Annotated in this window: 9 protein-coding genes; 7 read left to right on the forward strand and 2 right to left on the reverse strand. The window is 43.1% G+C overall.

Annotation, left to right across the window (positions count from 1 at the left end):
- Nucleotides 1-226 precede the first annotated feature (226 nt).
- The 6 genes from L3V36_RS04700 (at nucleotide 227) to L3V36_RS04725 (ending at nucleotide 9,404) form a co-directional block, all read left to right on the forward strand.
- The gene (locus tag L3V36_RS04700) at nucleotides 227-1,171 is read left to right on the forward strand and encodes an iron chelate uptake ABC transporter family permease subunit (protein ID WP_011154635.1); all 945 of its coding nucleotides are present in this window, start codon (nucleotides 227-229) and stop codon (nucleotides 1,169-1,171) included.
- Entirely contained in the window at nucleotides 1,168-2,121 is a 954-nt protein-coding gene (locus L3V36_RS04705; protein ID WP_011154636.1) for an iron chelate uptake ABC transporter family permease subunit, read from the forward strand. Before L3V36_RS04700 ends, L3V36_RS04705 begins: the two co-directional genes overlap by 4 nt.
- 53 nt (nucleotides 2,122-2,174) lie before the next feature.
- Nucleotides 2,175-3,143, forward strand: coding sequence for a siderophore ABC transporter substrate-binding protein (locus L3V36_RS04710; RefSeq protein ID WP_017094254.1), 969 nt, complete (start codon nucleotides 2,175-2,177; stop codon nucleotides 3,141-3,143).
- A 103-nt stretch (nucleotides 3,144-3,246) separates the two neighbouring features.
- Nucleotides 3,247-5,427: a TonB-dependent receptor gene (locus tag L3V36_RS04715; RefSeq protein WP_208774385.1), complete on the forward strand. Its 2,181-nt coding sequence runs from the start codon at nucleotides 3,247-3,249 to the stop codon at nucleotides 5,425-5,427.
- A gap of 729 nt (nucleotides 5,428-6,156) precedes the next feature.
- Entirely contained in the window at nucleotides 6,157-7,767 is a 1,611-nt protein-coding gene (locus L3V36_RS04720; RefSeq protein ID WP_208774383.1) for an ABC transporter ATP-binding protein, read from the forward strand.
- Nucleotides 7,764-9,404 (forward strand): ABC transporter ATP-binding protein, encoded by a 1,641-nt coding sequence (locus tag L3V36_RS04725; RefSeq protein ID WP_208774381.1) that lies wholly within the window; start codon nucleotides 7,764-7,766, stop codon nucleotides 9,402-9,404. The genes L3V36_RS04720 and L3V36_RS04725 overlap by 4 nt, the downstream gene beginning before the upstream one ends.
- A gap of 318 nt (nucleotides 9,405-9,722) precedes the next feature.
- Here the strand turns inward: L3V36_RS04725 and L3V36_RS04730 are convergent, their stop codons facing one another.
- Together L3V36_RS04730 and L3V36_RS04735 are read right to left on the reverse strand one after the other, a co-directional pair.
- Complete coding sequence (locus tag L3V36_RS04730; protein ID WP_017083021.1) at nucleotides 9,723-11,351, reverse strand: ABC transporter ATP-binding protein; 1,629 nt, start codon at nucleotides 11,349-11,351, stop codon at nucleotides 9,723-9,725.
- 12 nt (nucleotides 11,352-11,363) lie between these two features.
- On the reverse strand, nucleotides 11,364-11,858 hold the full coding sequence (locus tag L3V36_RS04735) for a hypothetical protein (RefSeq protein ID WP_004732800.1): 495 nt from the start codon (nucleotides 11,856-11,858) through the stop codon (nucleotides 11,364-11,366).
- A 240-nt stretch (nucleotides 11,859-12,098) separates the two neighbouring features.
- Between L3V36_RS04735 and L3V36_RS04740 the strand changes: the two genes are divergently transcribed.
- Nucleotides 12,099-14,459, forward strand: coding sequence for an ATP-binding protein (locus L3V36_RS04740; protein WP_017077005.1), 2,361 nt, complete (start codon nucleotides 12,099-12,101; stop codon nucleotides 14,457-14,459).
- Nucleotides 14,460-14,522: the final 63 nt, after the last annotated feature.

A 14,522-nucleotide genomic window follows, 5' to 3' on the forward strand; every position in this document is an offset into this window, starting at 1 on the left:
GTGAGTCCCTGCTGTGACCCTAATTAATTTACATCTGTAGTAGCTCTAAAAATTTTGAGAGTTTAGTTGTGACCTTATTTTTTATTAAAAAGAAACATAGTTACCATTTTTTAGGATTCGACATTTTCTTTATGATAATTCTATTTTATGAGTACTTCATTCTATTTGCTTTTTCCCTGAATTTAGATGCGTCTCAATATTCCTACTATTCTGGAGAGCATTCTAAATGACTTTTCGTATGATTCTGGCGTTCTTTACTTTGTGCGCTACATCTCTTTTTTTTGGTGCGAACCAGATCGAGTGGTCATTATTGCCGACGTTTAATGAGAAAGCTTGGTTGCCTATTATAGCCAGCAGGCTACCAAGGCTAGTTGCTCTGATTCTTACGGGGTCCGGCTTGGCGATGTGCGGCGTTATTCTCCAACACATCGTTAGAAATCGTTTTGTTGAACCTGGAACTACAGGCAGCCTTGATGCGGCCAAACTCGGTATTTTGGTTTCAATCGTGATGCTGCCATCATCAGACAAATTGGAACGTATGTTCTTTGCTGTCCTGTTTTGCTTTGCCGCTGGCTTGGTCTACATCGCTATAATACGTAAGGTTAAGTTCAGCAATACTGCGTTGGTTCCAGTGATTGGCTTGATGTTTGGTAGTGTACTCAGTGCACTTGCTGAATTTTACGCCTATCAAAACAATATTTTACAAAGTATGTCTGGCTGGTTGATGGGGGACTTCTCCAAAGTGGTCCAAGAGCATTATGAAATCATTTTTTTGATCTTGCCTATAACCTTATTGACCTACCTCTATGCTCATAGATTTACAGTGATGGGGATGGGGGAAGATATAGCCTCCAATTTGGGCATCAGCTACGCCATGACCGCCGCATTAGGGTTGATACTCGTTTCAATCACGGTTGCAGTCACAGTAGTGACGGTGGGCGCCATTCATTTTGTTGGCTTAGTTATCCCTAACTTAGTGGCGCTAAAATACGGCGACCACCTCAAAAACACTTTACCTATTGTTGCATTGGGCGGTGCCTCGCTACTGATTTTTTGCGATGTCATTAGTCGGGTTGTGCTTTTTCCGTTTGAGGTACCAGTAGGTTTGACCGCAAGTGCCGTAGGTGGAGTTATGTTTCTTGCCTTTTTGCTTAAGGGAGCAAAAGCATGACATCACTCAACTTAAACTTTCGAGTGAGTGTTGTACTCGTGATCCTGTTATCTATCGCTTTTATTTTCATTAATTCAGGGTTTGACCTTGAGTACATCATCCCAAGAAGGCTCATTAAACTCAGTGCGATCATAATCGGGGGAAGTTGTGTGGCTATCTCTGCTGTCATTTTTCAAGCCTTGGCCAGAAATCGCATATTGACGCCATCTATTATGGGTTACGAGTCCATTTATCTTGTATGGCAAGCTCTGCTCTTATTATTTGTTGGCACCTCTGGTAGTGCAGTTTTGGGTGTGGTAGGTAATTTTGTCGTATCAGCGGTACTCATTTTGTTGTACTCATTCGTTATTCAATTCTGGGTGCTCAAGCGATTTCAACATGATATGCATCAAGTGTTGTTGATTGGGTTTGTGCTGACCATGGTGCTGACAACGGTTGCTCAATTTATCCAGATTAGAATAAGTCCTGGAGAGTTCTCTATTTTCCAGGGGTTAAGTTACACCTCGTTTGAAAGAGCGAAGCCGTCCACACTTTTATTTGCTGGCACGGTGTTGAGTATTCTCGCCCTCTTTGCCAATAAATGGGTGAGTGAGCTAGACGTGATTGGGTTAGGACGAGATCAGGCAATGTCTTTAGGGCTCAACGATGCGCACTATATTCCTAAATATTTTTCTGTCATCGCAATTCTTGTGGCCATCTCTACTAGCTTAATTGGACCAACTGCGTTCATGGGGGTTTTCATTGCCAACATTGCTTATTCCATCACGGGTTCTCCGCAATACAGACACACCTTACCGGTTGCTTGCACCATCGCTATTGTGATGTTTTTAACTGCTCAATTGATGGTTGAACACTTTTTTAATTATAAAACAACAGTCTCTATTTTGGTCAACGTCCTTTGTGGCGGGTACTTCCTTATCATCACGATGAGAGCAAGAAGCCAGCTATAAAGTCTGTTCATCGCCTGTTTATTGGCAAATTACTGAAACATAAGGAAATCCCCATGTTTAAGAGCACCCTAAATATTGCTGTCGCGATCGTCTGTAGCTCTCTTGTAACCTTAACGGGTTGCGAACCAAAAGTGGCTCAATCTCAAGTTATTCAACCATTAGAAACCCCCATCGTGATTGAACATAATCTAGGTCAAACCGTGATTTCAAATCGACCTCAGCGAGTGGCAGCTCTCGATATGAATGAAGTGGATTTCTTAGATCAGTTAAACGTACCTATTGCAGGTATGGTGAAAGATTTTGTACCCCACTTTTTGGCAAAGTATAAAAACACTCCTGACATTTCGGACCTTGGAGCAATCGTTCAACCCAACATGGAAAAAATCTATGCTCTTAAACCCGATCTAGTTTTGATGACCCCACTGCACGCCAATCAGTATGAAGAACTGTCTAAGCTCGCACCAACGGTACACTTTGATATTGATTTCCGTAACAGTCATGGGCATCACGTCGACATAATCAAACAGCACGTTATTGATCTCGGTGAAATCTTTAATAAACAAACACTCGCTCAAAAGAAAGTGGCTGAAATCGATGCCAAGGTCGATGAGGTTCAAGCCTTGACGGCCGAACGCTCAGAAAAAGCTTTAGTTGTGATGCATAACAATGGCTCTTTTAGCTCATTTGGTATCGAGTCTCGATATGGCTTTGTCTTCGATGTACTGGGTGTAAAACCTGCGAGTACTGAAATTGCAGCCAGTTTACATGGCCAGCCTATTTCCAGTGAATTTATTAATCAAGCCAACCCTGACATTCTTTACATCATTGATCGCACAGCGGTCATGGAAGGCAAGCCGGTTATTGATGCGGAACATTTGGCAAACCCTCTTCTTCGACAAACCAAAGCATGGAAAAACGGCAAAGTAATCTTTGTCGATGCTGACGCCTGGTACATCACTTCTGCCAGCATCACATCACTGAAAATCGTGATTGACGACATTATAAAAGGTTATCAGAGCTAGATTTCAAAACAATAAGCTAGACCAACGTAGTCCAGCAAAAAACCGTCACTGCTTTCCAGTGCGGATGTGAGCCAGCCTAAAACAGGATAAAAAGGAATCAACCATGACTCATCAGGTAGCGACCTGTCATAAAAAACAATCATTTAGTGGTAAACCAACTCTAAGTCGTATCGCTCTTTTGGTCGCGCTTCAGATCAGCGCGTCTGCATTGCCCATCAGTATCACTCACGCTGAAGAGCAGGCCGACGAATCTATCACCGTTTACGGCCAAGCCAATGAGGCGTATGCGGCAGGTAAAATCTCAAAGGCGAGCAGCATAGGGATGCTCGGCGATAAAGACTTCCTAGATACCCCATTTAATGCCATTGGGTACACAGACAAACACATTCAAGACCAACATGCACAAGATATATCCGATGTAATATCCGCGTCTGATCCTTCTGTTTTTACCAGTGGGGAAACCGGGTTAAACAAAGAAAGCTTTAAGATCCGAGGTTTCAGTTCGGATATTGGCGATGTTATGTTCAATGGTTTATATGGAATCGCTCCTTACTATCGTAGCTCTCCAGAGATGTACCAACGCATCGATGTACTGAAAGGCCCGGCTTCTTTGCTTAATGGTATGCCACCGAACGGTTCAGTTGGCGGTTCGATCAATTTGGTGACTAAACGAGCTCAAGAAGCACCAATCTCATCCTTTACTGGCACTTATATGTCGGATTCTCAATTTGGCGGTCATATTGATATTGGTCGCCGTTTTGGTGAAAACGAACAATTTGGGGTTCGTTTTAATGGGGTTTTCAGAGATGGGGATGCGTCAGTTGATGGTCAAAGTCGTAAAGCGCAACTCGCATCGCTGAGCCTTGATTGGCGTAATGATATTGCGTTGATTGAAGCTGATTTATACTTTAGTACAGAGCGAGTTGATGGTGCAAATCGAGGTTTGAGCATAGCTTCTGGCGTTGACGTCCCGTCCCCCCCTTCGTCAGATACCTTACTCAGCCCTAGTTGGGCATACAATGACAGTGAAGATAAAGGCATGATGATTCGTGCTGAACTGGATTTGAGTAATTCCGTAACAGCTTACGGTGCTGTGGGTGCCAGTCGTACAGACTTTGATTCTAATGTACCACAAAGAGTTAAAATCATCGACGACAGCGGAACTCTTGAGGTGTCTCTTGGCTCCGTTAAGTTAGAAAGCAAACGCACTTCCGGTGAGGTAGGGATTCGTAGCAGTTTTGACACAGGGCCTATAGAGCACTATTTGGTGCTTAATAGTACCTACTTTAGAGAAGATAAAAATGATTCTCCGACAGGGAACAATAATCCTGAGTCCTGGAATCCTAATATATATAACCCAGTGTGGGGGCCTGAAGATTCCACATATGACAACTATTATGAATTACCGGTCGATTCCACACAGATCAGCTTTGGTGTAGCCGATACCTTATCTTTAGCTAATGGCAAATACCAACTCACATTAGGTTTACGTCATCAGAGTATTGATTACGAATCAGGTGTTACTTGGAATGGAAATGCTTTTCCTACCACAAAGCTTAAGGAAAGTACCTACACACCGGCTATTGCTGCGTTGTATAAAGTTTCTGACTCAGTTTCTCTTTACGGTAACTATACCGAAGGCCTAACAAACGGAAAAACGGCAGGCTCGGGGGCCGCTAACGTGGGTGAAGCGTTTGAACCACAAAAAACCAAGCAAACAGAAGCCGGCTTAAAGCTCGATATGAACGACTTTGCTCATACTTTTAGCTTGTTTGAGATCAAAAAGCCCAACGGATACCAAGACCCAGACACTAACATTTACTCTTTTGGTGGCGAGCAACGTAATCGAGGTATTGAATGGGGGTTCTACGGTACGGTGTTAGAGGACTACACGCTGACTGGTGGTATCGCTTATACCGACGCAGAGATCACTAAAGCAACAGATGTCACGACTGAAGGAAAGCAAGCGACTAAGCTACCCGATCTTCAAGCTAAGTTAGCATTGGAATGGAACCTACCAGTGATGCGTCAACTTACTCTTATTGGTCAAGCAAATTACATGTCAGAGCAATATATTGATGCACAAAACACTCAATCACTGTCTGCACAGACTATTTTTGATTTAGGTGCTCGCTATAACTCTACCATCGCCAATCAAAGTGTCATTTGGCGTCTTGCGGTCAACAACGTAACCGATGAAGCATATTGGACTACCACCCATTACGCTAGCCTTGCGTTGGGTGCCCCTCGTACGGTGATGCTATCTGCTACAGCGGATTTTTAATCTCGGTCAATTTTGCCCTTGACCTTTCTGGTTAAGGGCTTTTTCGAACGACTACTCTTGAACTCAACTTAACTTTAGCGAACAGAGTTCACATGACGTTAAGTCCCTCCGTATTAGAGCTGCCTTTTATTATAAATAGAGGAAAATGGAATTGAGAAGCAGTATTGGGGTTATTTAATCGATTCATAGATAAGAATGTTTAAAATTAGACTATTGAATTTATGTGAAAAATTATTCCTTAAGAGTCTTAAATCAAAAGGCGGACAGCATGATTGTAGTGAAAAATATCTCTAAAACTTATAGAAACTGTAGAGCATCTTTTATCTATTGCTTCAAACTTGACTACACAGAGATAGCGGTAGCGCACTTATTGACTGCAAAGCGTTAAGTAGTTGGAATCATAAAAATTTAGCCAAGCATTTGTCTGTATTGCGCCAATCGAACTCTATAAACATACGGCTTACAGTGAATAAAATACTCTCTTTTGGATGTTTTCTATATTCAAAAGGACGATTAACTGAAGGTGATAAAGTGGCGATTGAAAAGTCAATGGCAGGAGAGTTTTCACATCTCAATAATACTAAAATTTATCAATAATTTTGCGCTAATAGAAATAATTAAAATCTATCAACCTCATTTCAATAGGCTTTATATGAAATATCGAGAGAGCTCAATAAGCTCACCAAAACTCACTCTATCTCAACTTTGTGGGTTAACTAGGGTGCGAAAATGATAAATAAGATCAGCCAACATTACGTTACACCAGCCTTAATACCAGCCTTAAGACCTTCATTAGCAAAACTTACTTTAGGGACTCTAAGTGAAATTGTTTCTGCAGTGGCAAAAATTGGTGCATTGCTATGTTTAATACAATTAATCGATGATCTATCTAACCAATGGGTTTACGGAGCCATCGGGCTTTGGATCTTTAGCGCATTGCTCTCATCTTTGTCCTCTTGGTTAGTACACAATGCTGAATCTCTATTTTCAGCAAGATTACGTCGTCAGGTGGCACAACACTTAACGCGCCTTCCAAGCAAGACTCTCTCTAGGTATGGTGATAATCAACTTCGCCGCTTGGTTTCAGAAGACATCAATACTTTACATCATATGGTTGCTCATCTGCCTTCAGAGTTTGTAACTTTCGCCATCGTTCCGGTAATGTCCATTACCATTATGCTAAATATGGCTGGTCCTATAGCGCTCTTAACCTTACTTCCTGGCCTTATTGCATCATTATACTACCTAGTCTTTCTGCCTAGATTCGCAGCTAAATATGGTGCAGAACGTATGAACATAATGGGAGAAATAGTCACCGCAGTAAATGACTACACCAGAGGAATTAGAGTTAACCGGGTTTATGGAACTCAATCAGGTGCGCTCGCGAGTTATCACGGGGCAACTCAACGCTTCACTAATGGCATTATAAAATGGGTAGGGAGTGTGGCACTTCCAGCTTCCATCGCTATAGCTTTACTTCAAGCAGTTTCTACTTTTGCTATAGCTTATTCAATTTCTTACCGACTAAGTCCATCAGCAATGGCTTCTGTGTTTTTTTTCGGCCTGGCTGTCGTTTCACCAGTATTAAAGCTTGGTCACGGATTAGACTATGTCACTGCAGGTAAGAATGCAGCTAAGAACATTGGTAAGCTTTTGAAACAAACACCTATAGGTTGTGGAAACGTCAATGTAGGTTCAAAAACACTTCCTTTACAGGCTTCAAAAATCTCGGTAATTAATGACACAACAACCATTATCGATAGCTTCACCCACTGCTTTCCAACAGGTTCATGCACTGCCATTATGGGACCAAGCGGCATTGGAAAAAGTACGTTGCTGCGTATTTTAGCCGGTCAAGAAGTACCTTATTCAGGAACCACCATGCTTGGCAGTTATAAACTGTCCACACTTACCGAAATGTCACGTCACATGGCGATACGTTATGTTCCTCAAGATATAGGGGTACTTAAAACGACAGTTAGACAGAACTTACAACTAACGGCACCAAATGCCTGCGATAGCGAATTCTTTGACGCCTTAGCTCTAGCCGAAGTAGATATTAACCTCGATTATGATGCCAGCCTTCTTTCTGGTGGCCAGCAGCAACGCGTCGCTCTAGCTAGTATATTTCTCAATCAAGCCAGCATTTTCTTGTTAGATGAACCAACGAGTGCACTTGATAAAAAAACAGCCTTATCCATCATGAAAAACCTAACTGAATTCGCGCAAAAAGAAAATAAAACCATAATCATGGTAACCCATGATGCAGAGTTAGCCCAACGAGCCGACTTTATATTGGCACTACAAAAAAATGCTCAACTACAGGATGAAGAAGTATGACTTATCAAAATACCCCATCTTCCAAATCAAACATTCCCGCGAGCGCAAAATATCGTTTATACAGGGTGGGAGCTGGATGGGCGTTGGTTGCGGCACTCGAAGCCTTAACCTACACAGTTCTTGCACTATCATTGGTAAAACAAGCCCCGCCACTAGGTGTCATATCAGCAGCAATTGTCGCTATTTTGGTGACGGTTCTAGTAACACGAGCGGGGTTTATATCTGGTGCGCAATTAGCCGGAGATTTGTACTCGGCAGTCGGTCAATCTCTTAGTAAAGCAAAACTTTCTTGGTTTAACGATCAGCATCGAACGCAACTAACTCAACTTGCCGAACGAGGCATTCCTGGCTTTATGTCAATCCCAGCTCACCAATTACAAACATTTTTGCACACGCCATTAGTACCCTTATTCTTGATCGCTGGCATCGGAATCGTTGGGGGGGCAGATGTTGCACTAATCAGTGCAGTCTCATTGATAGGCGCATTGCTGCTGCAATACAAAGCACAGAATCACCTCAGTAACTCTGACAGCGAAAGACACAACGCTGATGTTCAAGCCACAAAATCAACGCTCGAGCTCATAGATCACCTTGATTTGCTTCGCTCAACGGCAGGACCTGAACGAGCGATAGAAAGGATTGACCAAAGTTGGTGTACACAAGAAAAAGTACATTCGAGAATCAACCTAACTGCATCCATGGCCACTTTAACCTCTGCACTTGCAACGGTCTTGCCTTTGGCCTGCGTCACTATCTACCTAGTTGTAGAAGGGGTTACCCAACCACTATTGATTTTGGGGCTGCTGATATTAATTACCAGAGCGGCTGCACCACTAGGAGAATTAGCCTTAGCTGGTTTCGCCATCAACGACGTAAAGTCCTCAATAAGAGATTACAACCAGCTAACCAATGTACCAACTCTACCTGAACCCAAACCGGAAAATGCTATTAGTCCTAATAACTACAATTTCGAACTAAATCATGTTGGCTATTTGGATCTTTTCAAGGACGCCAATGTAGAAATAGTACAAGGTGAAAAAGTTGTAATCAATGGCGTAAGTGGTAGCGGAAAGAGCACGTTATTAGGATTATTCTTAAGGTTTGATGACCCTAACCAAGGTCATATTTCGCTTGGTGGCATAAACCTCCAGAATATTCCATACGACATATTAATCCAGCACATCGCCTATGTCGCTCAGGATCCAATAATATTTACTGGAACATTGGCCGAAAATATTCGTTTAGGTAACCCAGAGGCAAGTAATGCTGAAGTAGAACTCTTTGCTAGGCAAGCGCAACTGAGTGAACTTATTGACTTATCAGGCGATGGAATAAACCAAAGTGTAGGCCAGAAAGGATCAAGGCTTTCTGGAGGGGAAAGACAAAGAGTCGCAATTGCTCGAGCTCTAATAAAAAAAGCACCTATCCTAATTTTAGATGAAGCCACCTCTGCACTTGATGAAGTAACCGAACAGAAAATAGCACAACAAACTCAAGCATTAGGTTCAACTGTTATTGTGGTAACACACAGAGACAAGAAAGTTTGGCATCCAACGCTAGAACTCACGATTGATAAACAAAGAGTCAATGTTCTTCGTCTTAGGAACAACAGTGTGCAATATTGTAAACGAAGCTAACTAGCTTTCCATACTGTTAGTTATTACTAATGCCGCTAACAAACTTTTTTCCAAAAACGAGCTGAACGAAGCCGCTCTGTGACCCGACTACCAACTAACCCTGTTTAAAGTCCGTCAATTTTAGCAAACCTTCATTATCACTGGCTCGAATCTCTGAGCTGATTTTTAATATACGCCAGAAACGAAAAATGTCGCATCCATGCGACATTTCTCTTTTGGCGGCCAAACCAGTTTTGCTATATCCATTCTAGATTTCAATCCATTAGGAGATTATTCAGAATGTACATATAAGACGCTGTTAATGTTGATTAGTTCCCGTTACGCCGCATTTTTTTTCGATTTATTTTCTAAGTCGAATGATGCTGCGATTAACTTCTTGGTGTAGTCATTTTTTGGTGCATTGAAAATCTCTTCTGCAGACCCTTCTTCCATCACTTCACCCTTCTGCATCACCAATACACGATCCGACAGTGCTTTCACTACCGAGAGGTCATGGCTGATGAACAGGAAGCCGATATTGTGCTTGGCTTGAATGTCTTTCAGCAGGTCAATCACGGTCAGTTGTACTGAGCGATCGAGTGCTGAAGTAGGTTCATCCAGCAAAATGAAAGAAGGTTCAAGAATCAGTGCGCGAGCAATCGCGATACGTTGTCTTTGTCCGCCAGAGAACTCATGCGGATAACGGTTTATTGAATTCGGCTCTAAGCGAACTTCAATCAATGCTTTGCGCGCTCTTTCTAAACGTTCTTGCTTGGATAGATGAGGTTGATGCACCGTTAAGCCTTCGGTGATGATTTCCCCAACTGTCATGCGTGGTGATAAAGAACCATAAGGATCTTGGAACACCATTTGGACATCTTTCTTGAGCTTGTGACGCTCTTTATCATTTAATAAGCTAACGTCTTGGCCTTTGTAAACAATACGTCCGGTACTTGGCAGCAAGCCGATTAATGCACGTCCCAGTGTTGATTTTCCTGATCCGGATTCACCAACAATACCCAAGGTTTCGCCCTGTTTAAGATTCAACGAAATGCCTTTTACGGCTTCGAAGTACTGACTTTTACTCTTGATGAAATGTGATTTAACCAAGAACTGAACTCGGATATCGTCAGCAGACAATAGCTCTGGGGCTGACGCCTCAACAGGAACCTTAGCGCCTTTAGGAATCGAGTTAATCAGCATACGTGTGTAATCGTGTCTTGGATTCTCGAATAAGGCTTGAGTCATCCCTTCTTCAACTAGCTCACCTTTGCACATCACCAGAACACGGTCGGCAAAATGTTTTACTACGCCAAGGTCATGGGTGATGAACAAAATTGCCATGCCCATTTTGTTTTGGATTTCTTTGATTAGAGAAAGCACTTCCGCTTGTACGGTCACATCCAATGCGGTGGTGGGTTCGTCGGCAATCAAAATATCGGGCTCGTTGATCAAAGCCATCGCAATCATGATGCGCTGCAACTGACCGCCTGAAAACTCATGCGGATACTTGTTGTAAGCCTGTTCTGGCATTGGTAAATGCACAAGATTGAAGAGCTCTAGCACACGCTGTTTTGCTTTTGATTTCGATACATTGCGGTGACACATAATGGCTTCAGCCACTTGTGTGCCCACGCGCAGGTATGGGTTGAGAGAGGTCATCGGTTCCTGAAAGATCATGCCGATTCTGTCGCCACGAATCGACTGCATTTCTCGTTCAGTCTTGCCAAGTATTGATTGCCCCTCAAATTCTATTTCAGATTGAGCATCAATGATGGCGTTATCAGGGAGCAAACGCATGAGTGCGTTAGAAGAGACTGATTTACCTGAACCTGATTCACCAACAATGGCCAAGGTTTCGCTAGAATTAAGGGTAAAGTTAACCTTTTTTACCGCATCAATGATTCCATCATTGGTTGTGAAGCTAACGGAGAGGTTATTGACTTTAAGAATGGCCCGGTCCGACATGATATATCCTTATCAATTTAAGACATTAGGTGAAGATTTCACTTCTGACGTGGTTTTAAGTTGCCCAAAATGGTGATGAGCACGTTGAATTTGTTCTAGTTCGAGCATCCAATACGAACTGCGTTGAGCACTGCAAAAAGCGATCAAGTGATTGAGTAGATCTTCACTCTGTTTTTCCAGCAGTGAATAGGTGCGTTGGATCAGTTCTGTACTTTCGAGAGAGATAAATTGCATCAGTGCGTAAGACTGATTCAAGGTGTCGAAGGCTTGCTGATGATGGCCTAAACGGTTGAAAATCTCTGATTGAGCGACACTTGCGTCTCGAAGCCCTGCAAGTAGACAGGCAAATTGGCAGGGCTTGATGTCGCTTTGGTATGCAGCATCTTGGATGTGGTGAGGAAGAGACGTTAGAACATCACCATACAGGCGCTGTGCTTCTGGCCAGTGACCTTGTTCCATTAACTGTTCAGCTTTTAGGTAGTGCATCCAGCATCGTTCAATTTCCATATCCACATCCTCAATTTATAATATCTGAAAATGTTAATGATATTTATTATCAAATGCAAATTAAAATCATTCACATGTTAAGTTGGTAAATAAAGTGGCCGGTTATTCTTAAAAATGGCTCAAATTGTGCGTTATTTGCTCAGTTGAGCAGCGATGTTGCGTAAGTCACTAAATTTATAGGAAATTACATCTACACTGATTTTATCTACACCCAAGTAATGAAGGACTAAGGAGGCGGCGATGGCGATGCAAAGACTCAATACAGAACAGCTGTATAAGGTAGCGGAACTCGATAAGCTACCATGTAAGTCGACCAAAGAACTGGCTCCAATTGACGAAATCGTCGGGCAAGAACGTGCACAAAAGGCCGTTGAGTTCGCGATGTCAATCAAGGAAAAGGGTTACAACATTTATGCGATAGGGCGAAATGGTTTGGGTAAGCGCACCATGATTTTGCGCTATCTAAACCGACACACTCAAGAGGTCCAAGAGCTTTTTGATTGGTGTTATATCGCGAACTTTGAAGATATTCGTACACCGAAGGTACTCAAGTTGCCACGTGGCGTGGGCAGCAGCTTAAAGCAAGACATTGAAAAGCTGATGCGTAAATTGCTTAAAGCCATGCCGCTCGCATTCGACAATGAGATGTACTTTAGCCGTGCAGATAGGCTTAAAAACCAATTGGCCACGAAGCAACAAGCTGCACTCGAAACAATTAGCCAAGAAGCGAAAGACAAGGGCATCAACCTGACGATTACCACTCAGGGTGATTACCAGTTTGTCGCAATGAATGGGGATGATCTTCATACCGAAGAGAGCTTTGATCTGCTTTCGCCGGAAGAGCAAGACCAGTTCGATAAAACCATTGATGGATTGGAAGTGGGTCTACGAACCATTTCTCGCGAACTGACCGAGCTTGAAGAGACGTATACAGAGAAAATTCAAAAGCTTAATGATGATACGGCGCGAGATGTGATCACGCACTTCATCAAGCAGTTGAAGCAAGATTACAGCCAATATGCAGATATCAAAAAGTACCTGACGGCACTGCGTAAAGACATTGTCGATAACGCAGATATTTTCTTGGAAGAGAGCACAGAGCAAGCAGAAGTTGCGACCGCCTCTTTGGATAAGAAAATGCCGCGTCGCTACAAGGTTAACGTGATTGTGAGCCAGAAGGAGGAGACGCTGCCGATCGTGGTTGAAGAGAATCCGAATTATCACTCTCTGTTTGGCTATGTCGAGACGGCAACTTTTAAAGGTACTGTATTTACGGACTTCTCATTGATTCGCGCTGGTAGTTTACATAGAGCCAATGGCGGTGTGTTGTTGATGGATGCGGTTAAAGTCCTCGAACAGCCTTATGTTTGGGAAGGCCTGAAGCGCGCGCTACGTTCGCGTCAATTGAGCTTCACTTCATTAGAAAAAGAGGTCACGTTAACGGGAGCGGTATCGCTTGATCCAGAACCTATTCCATTAGACGTTAAGATCATTTTGTTTGGTGATTACCGCACTTATCAACTGCTGCAACATTACGATGCGGAGTTCGGTGAACTGTTCCGTGTCACAGCCGATTTTGAAGATGAGATGAAGCGTACTGCGGATTCTGAAATGCATTATGCACGCTTCATTTCGAGTATCGTACATGACAACAACATGCTGCATTGTGATCGTAAAGCGATTGCTCGCATCATTGAGCACAGTTCTCGTCAGGCGGGTGATCAAGGTAAATTGTCTCTGCACTCGGCACACATTGCGAATCTGCTTCGTGAGTCAAACTACGTAGCGAGAGGCTCAAAATCGAACTTGATTCGTGCAACGCACGTCGACCAGGCGTTATCTAACCAACAGATGCGTGTTGGACGATTGCAAGACAGCGTAATGGAAACTTTCACTAACGGTACAACGCTTATTCATGTTGATGGCCAAGCGGTAGGGCAGGTCAATGCTCTGTCAGTACTCAGTACTACCGATCATATGTTTGGTGCGCCGAACCGAATCACGGCTACCACAGCTTACGGTGACGGTGAAGTGATTGATATTGAAAGAAACGTAGACCTAGGTGGCAGTATTCACTCGAAAGGTGTGATGATCTTGTCGGCTTACCTTTCTTCTGTATTTGGTAAGACGGCCAAAGTTCCGCTCACCACTAATATCACCTTCGAACAATCGTATGGTGGCGTCGATGGTGACAGTGCGAGTATGGCCGAGTTCTGTGCGGTGGTGTCTGCGTTTTCTAAGCAGCCAAACCGCCAAGATATTGCGATTACCGGCTCAATGAACCAGTTCGGTGAGTCTCAGCCTATTGGAGGTGTGAACGAGAAAATTGAAGGTTTCTTTGATGTGTGTGAAATCAAAGGACGTTCAAACGAACAAGGGGTGATCATCCCACGCTCGAATGTTCATAACTTAATGCTGCGCGGTGACATCGTGAAAGCGGTTGAAAAAGGCGAGTTCAATATCTGGGCGATTGACCATGTCACAGAGGCGATTGAACTGTTTACAGGCAAAGCCGCAGGTGAGGCAAGTGATGAGGGTAGCTATCCAATTGATACTATCTTTGGTATCGCTCAAGCTAAACTGAACGCACTGCGTAAATAGCTGTATAGCTAGTTAGCTAGACTAGATAGTTAGCTAGTTTATGCCTAAATAAACAGATAAACA

This window comes from Vibrio sp. G-C-1, assembly GCF_021728015.1.
Taxonomy (GTDB): domain Bacteria; phylum Pseudomonadota; class Gammaproteobacteria; order Enterobacterales; family Vibrionaceae; genus Vibrio; species Vibrio splendidus.